The organism is Allobosea sp. FW305-C-101, assembly GCF_058783685.1.
This window is the reverse complement of record NZ_JBYSYT010000001.1, coordinates 46,416-62,952: the sequence shown is the minus strand read 5'-3', so window position 1 is coordinate 62,952 and position 16,537 is coordinate 46,416. Positions and strand designations below refer to the sequence as shown.

The 16,537-nt window shown below is 67.2% G+C and carries 17 protein-coding genes; 7 read left to right on the top strand and 10 right to left on the bottom strand.

Features of this window, described 5'->3' with window-relative positions; translation table 11 throughout:
* Positions 1 to 4: 4 nt before the first annotated feature.
* The 8 genes from AC3WMA_RS00295 to rpsF form a co-directional block, all read right to left on the bottom strand.
* Positions 5 to 619 (bottom strand): CvpA family protein, encoded by a 615-nt coding sequence (locus AC3WMA_RS00295; RefSeq protein ID WP_492283431.1) that lies wholly within the window; start codon positions 617 to 619, stop codon positions 5 to 7.
* A gap of 107 nt (positions 620 to 726) precedes the next feature.
* A complete protein-coding gene (gene radA, locus AC3WMA_RS00290) occupies positions 727 to 2,127 on the bottom strand; it encodes a DNA repair protein RadA (RefSeq protein WP_492283430.1) in 1,401 nt (466 codons plus the stop codon).
* The gene (gene alr, locus AC3WMA_RS00285) at positions 2,127 to 3,254 is read right to left on the bottom strand and encodes an alanine racemase (protein ID WP_492284718.1); all 1,128 of its coding nucleotides are present in this window, start codon (positions 3,252 to 3,254) and stop codon (positions 2,127 to 2,129) included. Before alr ends, radA begins: the two co-directional genes overlap by 1 nt.
* Entirely contained in the window at positions 3,254 to 4,741 is a 1,488-nt protein-coding gene (locus AC3WMA_RS00280; protein ID WP_492283429.1) for a replicative DNA helicase, read from the bottom strand. The genes alr and AC3WMA_RS00280 overlap by 1 nt, the downstream gene beginning before the upstream one ends.
* Positions 4,742 to 4,958: 217 nt before the next feature.
* Positions 4,959 to 5,522: a 50S ribosomal protein L9 gene (gene rplI, locus AC3WMA_RS00275; RefSeq protein WP_492283428.1), complete on the bottom strand. Its 564-nt coding sequence runs from the start codon at positions 5,520 to 5,522 to the stop codon at positions 4,959 to 4,961.
* A gap of 35 nt (positions 5,523 to 5,557) precedes the next feature.
* Entirely contained in the window at positions 5,558 to 6,505 is a 948-nt protein-coding gene (locus tag AC3WMA_RS00270) for a DUF2232 domain-containing protein (RefSeq protein ID WP_492283427.1), read from the bottom strand.
* Between the two features lie 182 nt (positions 6,506 to 6,687).
* Positions 6,688 to 6,933 (bottom strand): 30S ribosomal protein S18, encoded by a 246-nt coding sequence (rpsR, locus tag AC3WMA_RS00265; protein WP_038367644.1) that lies wholly within the window; start codon positions 6,931 to 6,933, stop codon positions 6,688 to 6,690.
* Positions 6,934 to 6,935: 2 nt separating this feature from the next.
* Complete coding sequence (rpsF, locus tag AC3WMA_RS00260; RefSeq protein WP_265059203.1) at positions 6,936 to 7,367, bottom strand: 30S ribosomal protein S6; 432 nt, start codon at positions 7,365 to 7,367, stop codon at positions 6,936 to 6,938.
* A gap of 343 nt (positions 7,368 to 7,710) precedes the next feature.
* On the opposite strand from rpsF, the gene fabD reads away from it, so the two are divergent.
* The 7 genes from fabD to gmk all read left to right on the top strand — a co-directional run bounded on the left by fabD (position 7,711) and on the right by gmk (position 14,475).
* Positions 7,711 to 8,655 carry an ACP S-malonyltransferase gene (gene fabD / locus AC3WMA_RS00255; protein ID WP_492283426.1) on the top strand — a complete coding sequence of 315 codons (945 nt, stop codon included), beginning with the start codon at positions 7,711 to 7,713 and terminating at the stop codon, positions 8,653 to 8,655.
* Positions 8,656 to 8,709: 54 nt separating this feature from the next.
* Complete coding sequence (gene fabG / locus AC3WMA_RS00250; RefSeq protein ID WP_492283425.1) at positions 8,710 to 9,447, top strand: 3-oxoacyl-[acyl-carrier-protein] reductase; 738 nt, start codon at positions 8,710 to 8,712, stop codon at positions 9,445 to 9,447.
* A 264-nt stretch (positions 9,448 to 9,711) separates the two neighbouring features.
* On the top strand, positions 9,712 to 9,948 hold the full coding sequence (locus AC3WMA_RS00245) for an acyl carrier protein (protein WP_061968116.1): 237 nt from the start codon (positions 9,712 to 9,714) through the stop codon (positions 9,946 to 9,948).
* A gap of 55 nt (positions 9,949 to 10,003) precedes the next feature.
* Complete coding sequence (gene fabF, locus AC3WMA_RS00240) at positions 10,004 to 11,275, top strand: beta-ketoacyl-ACP synthase II (protein ID WP_492284717.1); 1,272 nt, start codon at positions 10,004 to 10,006, stop codon at positions 11,273 to 11,275.
* Positions 11,276 to 11,484: 209 nt separating this feature from the next.
* Positions 11,485 to 12,831: an endolytic transglycosylase MltG gene (gene mltG, locus AC3WMA_RS00235; protein WP_492283424.1), complete on the top strand. Its 1,347-nt coding sequence runs from the start codon at positions 11,485 to 11,487 to the stop codon at positions 12,829 to 12,831.
* 109 nt (positions 12,832 to 12,940) lie between these two features.
* A complete protein-coding gene (locus AC3WMA_RS00230) occupies positions 12,941 to 13,822 on the top strand; it encodes a YicC/YloC family endoribonuclease (protein WP_492283423.1) in 882 nt (293 codons plus the stop codon).
* A gap of 5 nt (positions 13,823 to 13,827) precedes the next feature.
* The gene (gene gmk / locus AC3WMA_RS00225; protein WP_492283422.1) at positions 13,828 to 14,475 is read left to right on the top strand and encodes a guanylate kinase; all 648 of its coding nucleotides are present in this window, start codon (positions 13,828 to 13,830) and stop codon (positions 14,473 to 14,475) included.
* A gap of 160 nt (positions 14,476 to 14,635) precedes the next feature.
* Here gmk and rsmA read toward each other — a convergent pair whose 3' ends face one another.
* On the bottom strand, positions 14,636 to 15,484 hold the full coding sequence (rsmA, locus tag AC3WMA_RS00220; RefSeq protein ID WP_492283421.1) for a 16S rRNA (adenine(1518)-N(6)/adenine(1519)-N(6))-dimethyltransferase RsmA: 849 nt from the start codon (positions 15,482 to 15,484) through the stop codon (positions 14,636 to 14,638).
* A complete protein-coding gene (gene pdxA / locus AC3WMA_RS00215) occupies positions 15,481 to 16,500 on the bottom strand; it encodes a 4-hydroxythreonine-4-phosphate dehydrogenase PdxA (protein WP_492283420.1) in 1,020 nt (339 codons plus the stop codon). The genes rsmA and pdxA overlap by 4 nt, the downstream gene beginning before the upstream one ends.
* Positions 16,501 to 16,537 lie beyond the last annotated feature (37 nt).

Sequence of the window (16,537 nt, the reverse complement as noted above, 5' to 3'; positions counted from 1 at the left end):
CTAATTAGGGACGGGCTGGGGCAGGTGCAACCGGTGCCGGCGTCGCGGGGCTGCGCGGCTCCTCCGCCGGGGCCTCAGTGCCTTCCTCCGGCTTCCGCTTCTTGAGCACGTTGTTGACGATGACATTCAAGTCCTGCGGCAGCATCGCTTGCAGCGAGCGGCCGGTTTCTTCGAGGATCGGTGTGGCCTTGGCGTCCTTGGCCCAGGCCGGCAGCTTCTCGTTGCCGACCAGCGCGGTGAAGAACAGATAGCCGATCACCGCCAGCAAAAGGCCGCGCGCCGCGCCGAAGACGAAGCCGAGCGTGCGATCCAGCGCGCCGATGCGCGAATCCAGCACGAAATCGGAGATACGGGCCGTGATCAGCGAGACGACGATCAAAGTGCCCAGGAAAAGCGCCGCGATAGCAGCGACCAGCGCGATCGTGTCCTGCGCCGAGCTTGCCGGAACATACTGCTTGATGAAGGGCACGAGCTGCGGGTGGAACACCCAGGCCACGGCCGCCGCGGCGATCCACGAGGCGATCGCCAGCACTTCGCGCGTGAAGCCGCGCACGGCTGCGAGCAAAGCCGAGATCAGAACCACGCCGATGACGACGAGATCGAGAATGGTAACAGGCATTGGGAGGGCCGCTTTGCTGTGGTCAGGTGCCGACCGGCCGGAGGCAGGGCGGCCGTTTCGGCTTTGCTATACGCGTTCCGGGGCTTTCAGTCACCCTTCGGGCGAAGTCATTTCACATCTCTGCGAGGTGCCCGCGCGGCGATATCGGCAACGAGTTCCGTGACATGGCCGAAACGGCGCAGGTTCAGGCCGTTGCCATCGCCATGATCGGCACCGCCGGCCGGCATCAGCGCGGCCTCGAAGCCGAGCTTGGCCGCTTCCCGGAGGCGCGCTGCCGCGACCGCAACCGGCCGAATCGCGCCGGACAGGGCGATCTCGCCGAAATAGACCGCTTCCTGCGGCAAGGTCGCCCCGCTCAGCGACGAGACCAGTGCCGCGGCGACCGCGACATCGGCCGCAGGCTCGTTGACGCGCAGGCCACCGGCGACATTGAGATACACGTCATGCTGGCCGAGCCTGAGGCCGCCATGCGTTTCAAGCACGGCCAGCACCATCGCGAGCCGGCTGTTCTCCCAGCCGACGACGGCGCGCCGCGGCGTGCCGAGCGCTGTAGGCGCGACCAATGCCTGGATCTCGACCAGAACCGGCCGCGTACCTTCCATGCCCGCGAAGACGGCCGCGCCCGGCGCCGGCTGGTCGCGGCCGGCGAGGAAGAGCGCCGAGGGGTTGGTGACCTCCGACAGGCCCTTGCCGGTCATCTCGAACACGCCGATCTCGTCGGTCGCGCCGAAGCGGTTCTTCTGGCCGCGCAGGATGCGGAAGGAATGCGCGCCTTCGCCTTCGAAGGAGAGCACGGCATCGACCATGTGCTCGACCACGCGCGGGCCGGCGATCTGCCCGTCCTTGGTGACGTGCCCGACGAGGATCAGGCAGACGCCTGATGTCTTGGCATAGCGGATCAGCGCCTGGGCCGAGCCGCGCACCTGTGTCACCGTGCCCGGCGCGCTCTCGACCTCGCCCGACCACATCGTCTGGATCGAATCGATCACGACGAGGGCAGGGCGCTCGCCCTGGCCCAGCGTCGCGACGATGTCCTCGACATTGGTTTCGGCCGCGAGATCGACCGGCGCCTCGGCCAATCCCATGCGCTCGGCCCGGAGCCGCACTTGGCCCGTCGATTCCTCGCCCGAGACATAGACGACGCGGCGACCGCCCATCGCCAGCGCCGCGCAGGCCTGCATCAGCAGCGTCGACTTGCCGATGCCGGGATCGCCGCCGATCAGCAGCACCGAGCCCGGCACGAAGCCGCCGCCGGTGACGCGGTCCAGTTCCCCGATGCCGGAGACGATGCGAGGGGCATCCTGTGTGTCGCCCTTCAGCGTCTCCAGCGCGAAGACACGGCCGCGCGGGCGTCCACCGGATGCGGGCCGGCCGCCGCCGGGAACGGGCGCAGCCTGCGCATCCTCGACCAGCGAGGACCATGTCCCGCAGGCGTCGCACTTGCCCTGCCAGCGGTGATAGACCGCGCCGCAGGCTTGGCAGTGATAGGTCGGACCGCGTTTGGCCATCAGCCGCCGATATAACGCCGGTGATAGCGGCGGCCGAGGCTGGTCAGGATCTCGTAGCCGATCGTCTTGGCGCCGCCGCCGACGGTCTCCAGATCGAGTGGGCCGCCGATCAGGGTGACGCTCGCGCCACGCTTGGCCGCATCGGCCGGGGCATTGGTCACGTCGATGATGATCAGGTCCATCGAGACGGAGCCGACGAAGGGGCAGGAGACGCCCTCGATCAACACGGAGCCGCCGGTCGTGCTGTCGGTCCAGCTTCCGTTGCGTGGATAGCCGTCGGCATAACCGAGGCAGATCGTCGCGAGCTTGCGCTTGCCCTTGGCGGTCCAGCGCCCGTTATAGCCGACCTGCGTGCCGTCCTCGACCTCGCGGGTCTGGATGATCGTCGCCTCCAGGCCCACGACCGGCTTCATCGGGTTCGGCTGCCCCGGCGTCGGGTTGCCGCCATAGAGCGCATAGCCCGGCCGGGTGAGCTGGTAGGACGGGCAGCCCTTGAGGAAATGCCCGGACGAATTCTTGAGCGAGGCCGGCACTTCGGGCAGGGCCGCCGCGATCTCGGCAAAGGCTGCGATCTGGCGGGCATTGGCCGGGTCGGTCTCGTCCTCCGACGAAGCGAAATGGCTCATCACCAGCCCGATTCCCGCCGCCGCGATCACGCCCGAGCGCTCGCGGGCGAGGTTGAGACCCTCGCCGGGCCAGAGGCCGAGCCGGTTCATCGCCGTGTCGACATGCAGCGCCGCCGGCCGGACCTGCGCGCCCGTCTGCCGGAACGAGGCCCATTCCAGCAATTCCTCATGCGAGCCCAGCACCGGCGACAGGCCATGCGCGGCGAAGGTTTCGGCGGCGCCGGGCAGCAGGCCGTTCAGCACGTAGATCGTCGCATCGGGCGCGACCTTGCGGGCGCGGATGGCCTCCGAGACATGCGCGACGAAGAAGCTCTTGCAGCCGGCCTTGGCGAGCGCGGTGACGGCCGGCTCGATGCCGATGCCATAGGCGTCCGCCTTAACCACGGCCCCGGCTTCAGTGCCGGCGCGCTTGCCGAGCAGGCGCCAGTTCGAGACCAGCGCGTCGAGGTCGATGGTGAGCGTCGCGCCGTAAGCGGCGGAATCTGGCAGGTCGGCAGGCATCATTCACGGTCCGGCAGGCGCATCTCATCGGCGCGGTCGGAGAAGCGTGTCACATCCGCGTCGAACTGCAAGGCCACCGCGCCGGTGGGGCCGTGGCGCTGCTTGCCGATGATCAGTTCGGCGACGCCGTGCATGGCCTCCATCTCGATCTGCCACTTGTTGTGCTCTTCGGTGCCGGGGCGCGGTTCCTTGCCCTTGAGGTAATATTCCTCGCGATAGACGAACATCACTACGTCGGCGTCCTGCTCGATCGAGCCGGATTCGCGCAGGTCCGAGAGCTGCGGGCGCTTGTCGTCGCGATTCTCGACCTGACGCGAGAGCTGCGAGAGCGCGATGATCGGGACGTTGAGCTCCTTGGCCAGCGCCTTCAGGCTGGTCGTGATCTCGGTCAGCTCCTGCACGCGGTTCTGGCTGTTCTTGGACGAGCCGGAGAGCAGCTGGAGGTAGTCGATGAACAGGACGTCGAGACCCTTCTGGCGCTTCAGGCGGCGCGCGCGGGCCATCAATTGCGCGATCGAGATGCCGCCGGTCTGGTCGATATAGAGCGGCAATTTCTCGATCTGGGCGGCGACATCGGTCAATCGGGCGAAATCGCCTTCGGTGATGCGGCCCTGCCTGATCTTGTAGGAGGAGATGCTCGACTGCTCGGCGACGATACGGGTCGCGAGCTGGTCGGCCGACATTTCGAGTGAGAAGAACCCGACGATGCCGCCATCGACGCTCTTGATCGAGCCGTCTTCCTGCCGCTCGCCGCGCCAGGCCTTGGCGATGTTGAAGGCGATGTTGGTGGCAAGCGAGGTCTTGCCCATGGCGGGGCGCCCGGCGAGCACGAGCAGGTCCGAGCGCTGCAGGCCGCCCATGCGCTGGTCGACGTCGCGCAGGCCGGTCGAGATGCCGGAGAGGCCACCGGCACGCTGATAGGCGCTCGCCGCCATGTCGATGGCGAGGCGCAGCGCCCCGTCGAATTTCTGGAAGCCGCCCTCGTAGCGGCCCTTTTCCGCGAGTTCGTAGAGCTTGCGCTCGGCATCCTCGATCTGCTCGCGCGGCGCCATCTCGACCGGCGCGTCATAGGCGACGTTGACGAGGTCCTCGCCGACGCCGATGAGCTGACGGCGGATCGCGAGATCGTAGACCGTCCGGCCGTAATCGGCGGCGTTGATGACGGTCGTCGCCTCGGCCGCGAGGCGGGCGAGGTATTGGCTCGGCGTGATGTCGCCGAGATCGAGGTCGTTGACGAAGGTCTTGAGCGTGATCGGCGTCGCGATCTTGCCGGCCCGGATCATGCTCGACGCCAGCTCGTAGATGCGCTGATGGATCGGCTCGAAGAAATGGTCCGGCTGCAGGAAGTCGGAGACGCGATAGAACGCGTCGTTATTGACCAGGATCGCGCCCAGCAGTGCCTGCTCGGCCTCGATATTGTGAGGCTGGACGCGGAATTCCGCCTCGCGGTTGTCGAGGCGGGCGACGAGAGCTGTAGCGGTGGCCATGGCCGTCCCGATAAATCAATGCTGGGTGAATTCAAGCCGACAATCAGCCGCGCAGGCTTGCGGCTTGGCGAAGCTGATTCGGGCAGAGAACTACCTTAACATTCTGACAATCGGTGCCAGCATCTCCCGGTTCCATCCACGCCTTTGCACAGGCTCCAAAATGAAAAAGGCGCCGTGTTGCCACGGCGCCCTTGACTCGATTCGGGAGCGATAAGGCTCAGAGCTCGACGTCGCCGGCCTCGGCCAGCGCCGCACCGACCTCGAGGCCGAGATCGTCGAGATCGAACTTCTCCTGGGCCGTGACGTTCTCGCCGGCGGCCTGGCGATGAGCCTCTTCAGCCGAGCGGGCGATGTTGACGGTGATCGTGACCGAGACTTCCGGGTGCAGCACGACCGGAACGGTGTGCAGGCCGAGCGTCTTGATCGGGGTGTTCAGCGTCACCTGGCCGCGCGAGACGTTGAAGCCGTCCTTGGTCAGGGCCTCGGCGATGTCGCGGGTCGAGACCGAACCGTAGAGCACGCCGGACTCGCCCGACTGGCGCAGGATGGTGACGCTCTGGCCGTTCAGGCGCTCGGCGACGGCGTCGGCTTCCGACTTCAGCTCGAGGTTGCGGGTCTCGAGCTCGAGCTTCTGGCTCTCGAAGCGCTTCTTGTTGTCCTCGGTGGCGCGCAGCGCCTTGCCGCGGGCGAGCAGGTAGTTGCGGCCGAAGCCGTCGCGAACCTTCACGATGTCGCCCATCTGGCCGAGCTTGGCGACGCGTTCGAGCAGGATCACTTCCATGGGTCTTCTCCTTGTTATGTCTTCAGACGAGGTTGTCAGGAACGGTTAGGCGGAGGCGGCAGCGCGGCCCGCTTGCGCAGGCCGAGCAGCGTGTCGATGACACCCGCGATCGCGAGCAGCGGCGTCAGCACGGCCTGCATCACGACGAGGGCGACATAGATCGAGATCAGCATCGGCAGCCGCCAGGCGCGGCCACGCGAGATGTCGTGCAGGGTTGCGAGCCCGCTGAACATGAAGGCGGCGAGCAGCGCGCCAGCCATGGCCATGGCGGCGACGCCGATGAAGCCGCCCGTCGTTGCGACGAAGCCCGTGGCGACCAGCAGCAGCAGCGCCTGGCGCGGCAGCGTGGTCGACGGGATGAAGGGCCAGGGCCGCGGCAGACGATCCGACATCTTCACGGTGCGGGCCGCGAGCCAGAGATTGGCGGTGATGGTGGTGACGAAGGAGGCGCCGATGCCGAGCGGCACGGCCGGAGCAAGGCTCTGCGCCAGTTCCTTGACCTGGACGTCGCCGGGCAGGGCGATCAGCTTGCCGCGCACCATCTCGTTCAGCAGGTTCTCGATCATGCGCGCGATCACTGAGCGATAGGTCTCGTAATCGGTGGTCATGACCAGCGCGCTACCGACGGTGGCGAGCGCGGCGGTGGCGGCGATCCAGAGCAGCAGGTTGCCGAGCGGATACCACTCGACCCGGCCATCGGTGTCGCCACGGGCGAGAAGCGCGAGATAGGCGATCCACCAGGCCGGCAGGCCGATGATCAGAGCGAAGGCGATGCCGCCGGTCGGGGCCAACGCAATGGCCACGGCAAGCGCACCGGCAGCCGTGGCGAACAGCCCGGAGCGGTGGTTCCAGCCCAGCGATGCGATGAAGATCGGGAGGGGAGCGGCCGAGTACAGCAAAGCGGCCAGCGGCGATCCGGTGATCACCACTGAGAAGAGCAGGGCCGAAACGAGGCCCGCGCCGATGCCGACAATCGGAATCATTAAGTCCGTCCTGCTGTCCCGCTGCTCGCAAGCCTTTTGGGCTCGGCAGGGTGAGAGGCCCCTTGGCCTCAACGAACCCGATGGAGTTTCACCGCCGGGCGACTGGTTGATCTTGAAAGCGAGAACCGGAGGCACACGAGGCGCCTCCGGGAATTGTCAGTATCCGGATCCGAATGAACGGATCAGCGGATGACGTAGGGCAGCAGGCCGAGGAAGCGGGCGCGCTTGATCGCCTGGGCGAGCTCGCGCTGCTTCTTGGCGGAGACCGCCGTGATGCGGGACGGAACGATCTTGCCGCGCTCGGAGATGTAGCGCGAGAGCAGACGCACGTCCTTGTAGTCGATCTTCGGAGCGCCTTCGCCCGAGAACGGGCAGGACTTGCGGCGGCGGAAGAAGGGGCGACGGGCGCCAGCGGATGCAGTCGACATTCTCAGGCCTCCGCTTCGGCGGTTTCGGTCGCTTCGTCTTCACGACGCGGACGGTCACGGCGCGGGCCGCGGTCGAAACGGTCGCCGCCACGCTCCGGACGGTCCTCGCGGTCACGCTTCTGCAGCATGGCCGACGGACCTTCCTCGAGCTCCTCGACCTTGACGGTCATGAAGCGCAGGATGTCTTCGTTGATGCGCATCTGGCGCTCCATCTCCAGCACGGCGGCGGAGGGAGCCTCGATGTTCAGCAGCGTGTAGTGAGCCTTGCGGTTCTTCTTGATGCGGTAGCCGAGGGACTTGACGCCCCAGTACTCGACCTTGCGGATGGCGCCGCCATTCGCTTCGATCACGCCCTTGAACTGCTCGACAAGAGCTTCGACCTGCTGCGCGCTGACATCCTGCCGCGCGAGCAGCACATGCTCGTACAATGCCATATGTGGCCTTCCTTGTTTCACCCTGCTTCGCCCGGCGCGGAGCCCTCCGAGCCCTGGATAAGGCCCGACAGGATTTCATCGAAGGCGGAGACACGGGATGACGGTTCGGGAAACGAGCCTGCGCCGGTCCTTTCGGACATGCGCCATCCGTTCAGCCTCCGGCCGAACAAGCAGGATGCGGTCGTTACAGTGTCCGTTGCGCCATGGCAACCGGAATCTGCCGGAAAACACCGCTCCAGGAGCGGAAAATTCGGGCGCCGCGCTTGACTTGGCGACGGAAGCGATGTGACAGCCGCGTCATATAAGACGAATGACTGATAATGAAGACCGGGACGTTCACAGCATGACCACAGCGTTCATCTTTCCGGGCCAGGGCTCTCAGGCGGTCGGCATGGGCAAGAGCCTGGCCGACAACTTCCCAGTCGCGAAGGCGGTCTTCGACGAGGTCGATACAGCCCTGTCGCAGAAGCTCTCGGCCGTGATGTGGGAAGGTCCTTCCGAGGAACTGACCCTGACGGCCAATGCCCAGCCGGCCCTGATGGCGGTCAGCCTCGCGGTCGTGCGCGTGCTCGAAAGCGAAGCCGGGCTCGACCTGAAGCGCGATGCCGCTTTCGTAGCCGGCCATTCGCTCGGCGAGTACTCGGCGCTGGCCGCGGCCGGCACCTTCACGATCGGCGACGCCGCCCGCCTGCTGCGGATCCGCGGCGATGCCATGCAGAAGGCCGTTCCGGCCGGGCAGGGTGCCATGGCGGCCCTGCTTGGCGCCGAACTCGATCTCGCCCGCGAGATCGCGGCCGCTGCGGCCCAGGGCGAAGTCTGCGAAGCGGCCAACGACAATGGCGGCGGCCAGGTCGTGCTTTCCGGCGCGAAGGCCGCGATCGACCGCGCCATCGTCCTTGCCGGCGAGCGCGGTGTGAAGCGCGCCATGCTGCTGCCAGTTTCCGCGCCTTTCCATTGCGCCCTGATGCAGCCTGCCGCCGATGCGATGCGTGATGCACTCGCCAAGGTTTCGATGCAGGCGCCGGTCGTGCCGGTCGTCGCCAATGTCGGTGCCGCGCCGCTGAGCGATCCTGACGCGATCCGGGCCTCGCTCGTCGCCCAGGTCACCGGCACGGTGCGCTGGCGCGAATGCGTGCAGGCGATGGCTGCAGCCGGCGTCACCGATTTCGTCGAGCTCGGCAGTGGCAAGGTGCTGGCCGGTCTCGTCAAGCGTATCGCTGCAGGCGTTACGCCGGTCTCGATCGGCACTGCCGACGATATTGCAGCCTATAAAGCCCGCGGCGCGTGACGGCTCGGGCCCAGAATAGGTAAAGACGGCAGAATGCCGGAAAAGGGAGCGAACATGTTTGATCTGACCGGCCGCAAGGCCCTGGTCACCGGCGCGACCGGCGGCCTCGGTGGAGCCATCGCCCGGACGCTGCATGCGCAAGGCGCCAGCGTCGCGATCTCGGGAACACGCGCGGAAGCGCTGGAGGCGCTGGCGGCCGAACTGGGCGAGCGTGTCGTGATCGCGCCCTGCAATCTCTCCGACAAGGATTCGGTCGAGGCGCTGGTGCCGACGGCCGAGGAGAAGCTCGGCGGGCTCGACATCCTCGTCAACAATGCCGGCATCACCCGCGACAACCTGTTCCTGCGCCTCAAGGACGAGGACTGGGACAGCGTGCTCGCCGTCAACCTGACCGCGGCCTTCCGCTTGTCGCGCGCCGCCGTGAAGTCGATGATGCGCCGCCGTTACGGCCGAATCGTCGCGATCGGCTCGGTCGTCGCCACCACCGGCAATCCCGGCCAGGGCAATTACGCCGCCGCCAAGGCCGGCCTGATCGGCATGTCCAAGGCGCTGGCCGCCGAGGTCGCGAGCCGCAACATCACCGTCAACGTGGTCGCGCCGGGCTTCATCGAGTCGCCGATGACGCAGGCCCTCAACGACAAGCAGCGCGAGGGCATCCTCTCCGGCGTGCCGATGGGCCGGCTGGGCGAGGGCGCGGATGTAGCCGCGGCGGTCGCCTTCCTCGCCAGCACGGAAGCGGGTTACGTGACCGGGCAGACGCTGCACGTCAACGGCGGAATGGCAATGATCTAGGTGCGTTAGCGCCCATTTTAGATCGGTTTTGATAAGTCTGCGGCGCACTCGCCAGCCCGTAAAGGGTGTGTTAACTAGCGCCGTCGCGCTGCCGCTGGGCGATCCGAGGGGACTTGACGAAACCTCGGTTGTTGCGTTTGTGCAGGCTTCGAGCTTTCCGGATCGCGGACATCGTCAGGTGGCGCGGCGGCTCGGAATGAGATCCCTCCACCGCGTCGCACCCCTGCGATGCGTTTTCAGTTTCTAAGTCTAAGGAAGAGACCCATGAGCGATGTTGCCGAGCGCGTGAAGAAGATCGTGGTCGAGCACCTCGGCGTTGAGGCCGACAAGGTCGTCGACGGCGCCAACTTCATCGAGGACCTGGGCGCGGACAGCCTCGACACCGTCGAGCTCGTGATGGCCTTCGAGGAAGAGTTCGGTGTCGAGATCCCGGACGATGCCGCCGAGACGATCGTGACCGTCGGCGACGCCGTCAAGTTCCTGTCGTCGAAGAGCGCCTGATCGGCCTTTCGGGTCGGTCTACGCAGAAAGAGCCATGGCTTCTCGCAGTTATCCGATGCGGCGTGTTGTCGTGACCGGGCTCGGCATGGTGACGCCGCTTGCATGCGGCGTCGAGCCGACTTGGTCACGCCTTCTTGCCGGCGCCAGCGGCGCCGGCCCCATCACGAGTTTCGACGCCAGCGACCTGCCGGCGCAGATCGCCTGCAACATCCCGCGGGGTGACGGCAGCGACGGGACCTTCAATCCCGACGAGTGGATGGAGCCGAAGGAGCAGCGCAAGGTCGACGATTTCATCGTCTTCGCCATGGCGGCGGCCACGCAGGCGTTGAAGGACGCCGACTGGAAGCCGGAAACCTACGAGGACCAGATCCGCACCGGCGTCGCCATCGGCTCCGGCATCGGCGGGCTCGGCGGCATCTACGAGGCTTCGCTCCTGCTCAAGGAGCGCGGTCCGCGCCGTCTCTCCCCCTTCTTCATTCCCGGCCGCCTGAGCAATCTGGCGGCGGGCTATGTCTCGATCGAGCACGGGCTGAAGGGCCCGAATCATGCCGTCGTGACAGCCTGCTCGACCGGCGCCCATGCGGTCGGCGATGCGGCCCGCATGATCGCGCTCGGCGATGCCGAGGTCATGGTTGCCGGCGGCGCCGAATCGGCGATCAACCGCATCGGTATTGCCGGCTTCTGCGCCTGCCGCGCGCTCTCGACCGGTTTCAACGATACGCCCGAGAAGGCCTCTCGCCCCTATGACAAGGACCGCGACGGCTTCGTGATGGGTGAGGGCGCCGGTGTCCTGGTGCTCGAGGAACTCGATCACGCCCTGGCTCGCGGCGCCCGCATCTATGCCGAGATCGTCGGCTACGGCATGTCGGGCGACGCCTACCACATCACCTCTCCGTCCGAGGACGGTGACGGCGCCTATCGCTGCATGCGGGCTGCGCTTGATCGCGCCGGCATCACGGCCGCCGATCTCGATTACATCAACGCCCACGGCACCTCGACGCCGCTCGGCGACGAGATCGAATTGCGCGCGGTCGAGCGCTTGCTGGCCAATGCGCCGAAACGCCCGTCCATGTCGTCGACCAAGTCGTCGACCGGCCATCTGCTCGGTGCCGCTGGCGCGATCGAGGCGATCTTCACCGTGCTCGCGATCCGCGATCAGGTGGCGCCGCCGACGATCAATCTCGACAACCCGTCCGTCGAGACCGAGATCGACCTGGTGCCGCATGTCGCCCGCAAGCGCGAGATCGACTACGCGCTGTCGAATTCCTTCGGCTTCGGCGGGACCAATGCCTCGCTGGTGATGCGGCGCTATCGACCCGAGCCGTGAACCGCTGCGAGCTAGCGCGGTTTCGCCATAATCTTGGGTAGAGTTTGCGGCAGCTGCGGCCGAATGCGTGATTCCGCGTTCACAGCCGCGAGGAAACCGGCTCTAATGCGACCGTCCGGCTTCGGTGCGGTGGCTTGTCCACTCCGGCAGGCGCGGTCCAGATGGCACCGTGCCGATATCAATTACCCCGTGCTGCGAGCGTCTTGATCGTGAATGATACGCCCCGCGTCGCCCCGAAAAGCCCGAGCGAGGCCCTCAAGCCCGTAGCGCCGCCCGCGCCGCCGCCCAAGGCCCGCCGCCGCCGGCGCAGCCCGTTCCTGTCGATGCTGAGCGGCCTGTTCACGATCGCGCTGGTTGGTGCCGGCGTGGTCGGTGCGGGCATCGCCATCGTCTCGAACCAGAGCAAGGCGCCGGGGCCGCTGGCCAGCGACCGCACCCTCATCATCCCGAAGGAAAGCGGGCTCACCGAGATCACCGAGCTGCTGCAGCGCGAGGGCCTGATCGAGCACCCGCTGACCTTCCGCATCGCGGCGATCGTCAGCGGCGACTGGCACAAGCTGAAGGCGGGCGAGTACCTGTTCAAGGCGCGCGTCAGCCCGCAGGAAATCCTCGGCGTCATCTCCAGCGGCAAGTCGGTCGAATATTCGATCACCATTCCCGAAGGGCTGACAAGCGAACAGATCGTCGAGCGGCTTCGGAGCAACGAGCTTCTGACCGGCGACATCGCGGAGGTGCCCAAGGAAGGTTCGATCCTGCCGGACACCTACCGCTTCCCGCGCGGCTTCTCCCGCAAGGGTATCCTCGACGTGATGGCGCGCAGCCAGCTCGCGGTCCTCAAGAACATCCGCATTCCCGCCGGCCTGCCGATCAAGACCACGGATGAACTCGTCATCCTCGCCTCCATCGTCGAGAAGGAGACCGGGCGTGCCGACGAGCGGCCGCGTGTCGCGGGCGTCTTCATCAACCGGCTCAACCAGAAGATGCGGCTGCAATCCGACCCGACGATCGTCTACGGCCTCGTCGGCGGAAAAGGTACGCTCGGCCGGCCGATCCTGCGCAGCGAGATCACGCAGGCGACGCCCTACAACACCTATGTCATCAACGGCCTGCCGCCGGGCCCGATCGCCAATCCCGGCCGCGCCGCCATGGAGGCGGTGGTCAACCATTCGCGGACCAAGGACCTCTATTTCGTTGCCGATGGCAGCGGCGGCCACGCCTTCGCCGAGACGCTGGAGCAGCACAACCGCAATGTCGGGCGCTGGCGCCAGATCGAGACGACGCGCAGCCAGCAGCAGGGCGGCAAGCCGCCTGCCGACAGCGTCGACAAGGTCGAACCGCCGGCTGGCCCCGACAATCGTACCGAGGCGCCCGCCACGACCCAGCCCGCCTCCGACAATGCCGGCTCTGCCGGTGTGCCGGTCGCCCAGCCTGTCGGGGCGGTGGCGGGAACGCGCGCGCGCGCCTTCGATGCGTCCGAAGGGACAGCGCGGGACCCGCTGCTGAACAAGAGCTTCGACTTGAACTCGCCGAAGCAGGTTCCGCAGCTCAAGCCCTGACCTGCGGGCCGGAAGGCTCTCAATCCCCATTTTCCGGCAGCGGGCCGCTTGCTGTCGCTGATATGCGCCACTACGGTCCCGCCGATCTTGAACAAAGGCGGCAGGGGCAATGGCCATCGAAAGCATGACGGGATTTGCCCGTGCGGCGGGAACGGCCGGGGTCCATGGCTGGGCCTGGGAAATCCGCAGCGTCAACGGGCGCGGGCTCGACCTGCGCGTCCGTGTCCCGCCCGGCTTCGAGGTTCTGGCTGAGGCCGCCCGCAAGAAGCTGGGCGCGGCCTTCTCGCGCGGCACGCTCCACGTCAATCTCGCCGTCACCAGCGATGCCGGGCCGCCGCGCCCGCGCGTCAACGAGGCGGTCCTTACCGCCTTGCTTGAGGCGGTCGAGAAGCTGCCGCCGGCTGCCGGCATCAATCCGCCTTCCTATGACGGCCTGCTCGGCATCCGTGGCGTGGTGGAATACGCCGACGAGGCCCAGGATGCGCTGGGCGCGGTCGAGGCGCCGGCCCTGGCCGGTCTCGAAGCCGTCGCCAAGTCCCTGAAGGAAGCGCGGGCCTCTGAAGGCCGTGCGCTCGAAACTATCGTCCTCGGCCATCTCGAAACCATCGCCCGGCTCGCTGGCGAGGCGGAGCACCATCCCGCTCGCAGCAGCGAGGCGATCCGCGCCCGTATCGCCGCACAGGTCGAGACGCTTCTGGGAGCGAATAACGGCTTCGATCCGCAGCGCCTCCATCAGGAGGCGGCGTTGATCGCTGTTCGCGCCGACATCCGCGAGGAGATCGATCGGCTTCAAGCCCATGTCGAAGCTTTGCGCGAGCTTTTGGCCAAGGGCGGCCCGATCGGCCGCAAGCTCGACTTCCTCTCGCAGGAATTCGGCCGCGAGGCTTCGACGCTCTGCGCCAAGGCCAACGATCCCGGCCTGTCGCGTATCGGCCTCGAACTCCGCACGGTCGTCGACCAGATGCGCGAGCAGGTTCAGAACGTGGAGTGAGCCGGATGGCTGCCGAGACCCTTCGCCCGGCCCGCCGCGGCCTGATGCTGATCCTGTCCTCGCCCTCCGGCGCGGGCAAGACGACGCTGACGCGCAACCTCAAGAGCGAGAACAATCTCGATCTCTCCATCTCAGTCACGACCCGCGCCAAGCGCCCGTCCGAGATCGAGGGCGTGCATTATCGCTTCATCGACCGCGCCGCCTTCGACACCATGCGCCAGCACAACGACCTGCTGGAATGGGCGGAGGTCCATGGCAACGGCTACGGCACGCCGCGCCGGGAGGTCGAGGCCTCATTGGCGGGCGGGCGCGACGTGCTCTTCGATATCGACTGGCAGGGCACCCAGCAGATCGTCAAGAAGGCTCGCGCCGACGTCGTCACCATCTTCATCCTGCCGCCCTCGATGGCGGAGTTGCGCTCGCGCCTGATCCGCCGCGCCGAGGATGCCGAGGAGGTCATCGTCAAGCGCCTCGCCAATGCCCGCGACGAGATCGCGCGCTGGAGCCAGTACGATTACGTCATCGTCAACCACGATCTCCAGGCGGCCTATGAGTCGATCAAGGCGATCCTGACGGCCGAGCGCCTGAAGCGCAGCCGCGCCGTCGGCCTCAACGACTTCGTCGATCAGCTCCTGACCGAGCAGCTGCCCTGATCAGCGGGCGCCACAACCCCTTGTCATTCCGGGGCGGCCGAAGGCCGAACCCGGAACCCACGACCGGGTGAGCGCTTTCAGCCGCACGATCGCCAACGTTCGCCCAGTCGTGGGTTCCGGGTTCTTCGCTGCGCGAAGCCCCGGAATGACAAGGGTGTACCTAGTGCTGGGCGGCCAGCGCGTTCGCCAGCCTGACGAAGCCCGATACCGGGATCTCTTCGGCCCGCGCCGTCTCCGCGAGCCCTGCGGCCGTGATGATTGGCGACGGGTCCGGCAGCACGGCCTTGAGGCTCTGCCGCAGCATCTTGCGGCGCTGGCCGAAGGCCGCGAGCGTCACCCGCTCCAGCAGGCGCCGGTCGCACGGCTCCGGCTGCGCGCGCGGAGTTAGCTGGACGATGGACGAGGTGATCTTCGGCGGCGGCACGAAGGCGCTGCGCGGCACGTCGAACAGGATCCTCGTCTCGCAGCGCCAGTTCGACAGCACCGCGAGCCGACCGTAATCGGCCCGTTCGTCCGGCGTCGCGACGATGCGCTCGGCGACCTCGCGCTGGAACATCAGCGTCAGCGAATCCCACCAGGACGGCCACGGTTCAAGGCTCAACCAGCCGACCAGCAGCGGCGTGCCGATATTATAGGGCAGGTTGGCGACGATCCGCGCCCGCTCGCCACCAAGATGAGGCGTGAGGTCGACCGCGAGCGCGTCGCCGTCGATGACTTCCAGACGGCCCGGATAATGCGCCGCGATCTCGGCGAGCGCCGGCAGGCAGCGCCGGTCCCGCTCGATCGCGATGACGCGCCCGGCACCATTGGCCAGCAGCGCCCGCGTCAGCCCGCCGGGGCCAGGGCCGATCTCGACCACCGTCTGACCCTCCAGCGGGCCGGCAGAGCGGGCAATGCGGCTCGTCAGGTTGAGGTCGAACAGGAAGTTCTGGCCAAGCGCCTTCTGCGCCATCAGCCCATGGCGCTCAACCACCTCGCGCAGCGGCGGCAGGTCGTCGATCTGGCTCATGCCGCTGCATCCGCGGTGGTACGCTCGGCCATGCGAGCGGCGAGCTTCAGGGCGGCGCAGAGGCTGTCCGGCCGCGCGATGCCGTGGCCGGCGATGTCGAAGGCCGTGCCATGGTCCGGCGAGGTCCGGATGAAAGGCAGGCCGAGTGTGACATTGACGCCTTCGTCGAAGGCGATCGTCTTGATCGGGATCAGCGCCTGGTCGTGATACATCGCCAAGGCCGCGTCGTAGCCGGCCCGTGCCCGCGCGTGGAACATCGTGTCGGCCGGATAAGGGCCGCGCGCATCGATGCCTTCGGCCTGCAATTGGGCGATGGCGGGTGCGACGATGGTCCCGTCCTCATGGCCCATCGTGCCGCTCTCGCCGGCATGGGGGTTGAGACCGCTGATCGCCAGCCGTGGCGCGGCGATGCCGAAGCGGCTGCGCAGCTCCGCGGCGACGATCCTGCCGGTCTCGACGATCAATGCGGTGGTCAACAGCTCCGGCACACGGCGCAGCGGCTCATGGATGGTGACCGGCACGACCGCGAGCTCCTCGCACCAGAGCATCATGACCGGGCGGGGTTCGATGCCGTCTTGAGCTGCCAGATGCGCGAGGTATTCGGTATGGCCGGGATGCTTGAAGCCGGCGCTGTAAAGCACTGATTTCGCGATCGGATTGGTGACCACGGCTGCGGCTTCGCCAGAGCGGACGGCCGCGACCGCGCTGTCGATCGAGCGGATCGTGCCCGCAGCGGTCGCTGGATCCGGCTTTCCCGGTACGACGCTGGTCGTGGCGTCGAGCGGGATCACGGGCAGCGCCTCGGCAAAGATGGCCGCGGCATCGCCCCAGCTGCACGCGCGCACTGGCACGCTCCAGCCGAGCTGGCGTGCGACAGTCGCGAGATGGCCGGGGTCACTGATGCAGGCGAAGGCGGGCAATCCGCGTCCGCCCCGTTCCAGCCAGGCTCGCAACGTCAGCTCCGGCCCGATCCCGGCCGGATCGCCCTGGGTCAATGCGAGCGGCGTTGCCGGCAAGACGAACTCCGCGACCTGAAGTGAGAGCCGGCCCGTC

Coding starts and splice junctions, on each gene's coding strand:
- AC3WMA_RS00230 (WP_492283423.1), top strand. CDS start 12,941: ATGGCCATCGAAAGCATGACGGGATTTGCCCGTGCGGCGGGAACGGCC.
- rpsR (WP_038367644.1), bottom strand. CDS start 6,933: ATGTCGACTGCATCCGCTGGCGCCCGTCGCCCCTTCTTCCGCCGCCGC.
- gmk (WP_492283422.1), top strand. CDS start 13,828: ATGGCTGCCGAGACCCTTCGCCCGGCCCGCCGCGGCCTGATGCTGATC.
- rpsF (WP_265059203.1), bottom strand. CDS start 7,367: ATGGCATTGTACGAGCATGTGCTGCTCGCGCGGCAGGATGTCAGCGCG.
- alr (WP_492284718.1), bottom strand. CDS start 3,254: ATGCCTGCCGACCTGCCAGATTCCGCCGCTTACGGCGCGACGCTCACC.
- AC3WMA_RS00280 (WP_492283429.1), bottom strand. CDS start 4,741: ATGGCCACCGCTACAGCTCTCGTCGCCCGCCTCGACAACCGCGAGGCG.
- AC3WMA_RS00270 (WP_492283427.1), bottom strand. CDS start 6,505: ATGATTCCGATTGTCGGCATCGGCGCGGGCCTCGTTTCGGCCCTGCTC.
- radA (WP_492283430.1), bottom strand. CDS start 2,127: ATGGCCAAACGCGGTCCGACCTATCACTGCCAAGCCTGCGGCGCGGTC.
- AC3WMA_RS00245 (WP_061968116.1), top strand. CDS start 9,712: ATGAGCGATGTTGCCGAGCGCGTGAAGAAGATCGTGGTCGAGCACCTC.
- fabD (WP_492283426.1), top strand. CDS start 7,711: ATGACCACAGCGTTCATCTTTCCGGGCCAGGGCTCTCAGGCGGTCGGC.
- fabG (WP_492283425.1), top strand. CDS start 8,710: ATGTTTGATCTGACCGGCCGCAAGGCCCTGGTCACCGGCGCGACCGGC.
- rplI (WP_492283428.1), bottom strand. CDS start 5,522: ATGGAAGTGATCCTGCTCGAACGCGTCGCCAAGCTCGGCCAGATGGGC.
- rsmA (WP_492283421.1), bottom strand. CDS start 15,484: ATGAGCCAGATCGACGACCTGCCGCCGCTGCGCGAGGTGGTTGAGCGC.
- AC3WMA_RS00295 (WP_492283431.1), bottom strand. CDS start 619: ATGCCTGTTACCATTCTCGATCTCGTCGTCATCGGCGTGGTTCTGATC.
- fabF (WP_492284717.1), top strand. CDS start 10,004: ATGCGGCGTGTTGTCGTGACCGGGCTCGGCATGGTGACGCCGCTTGCA.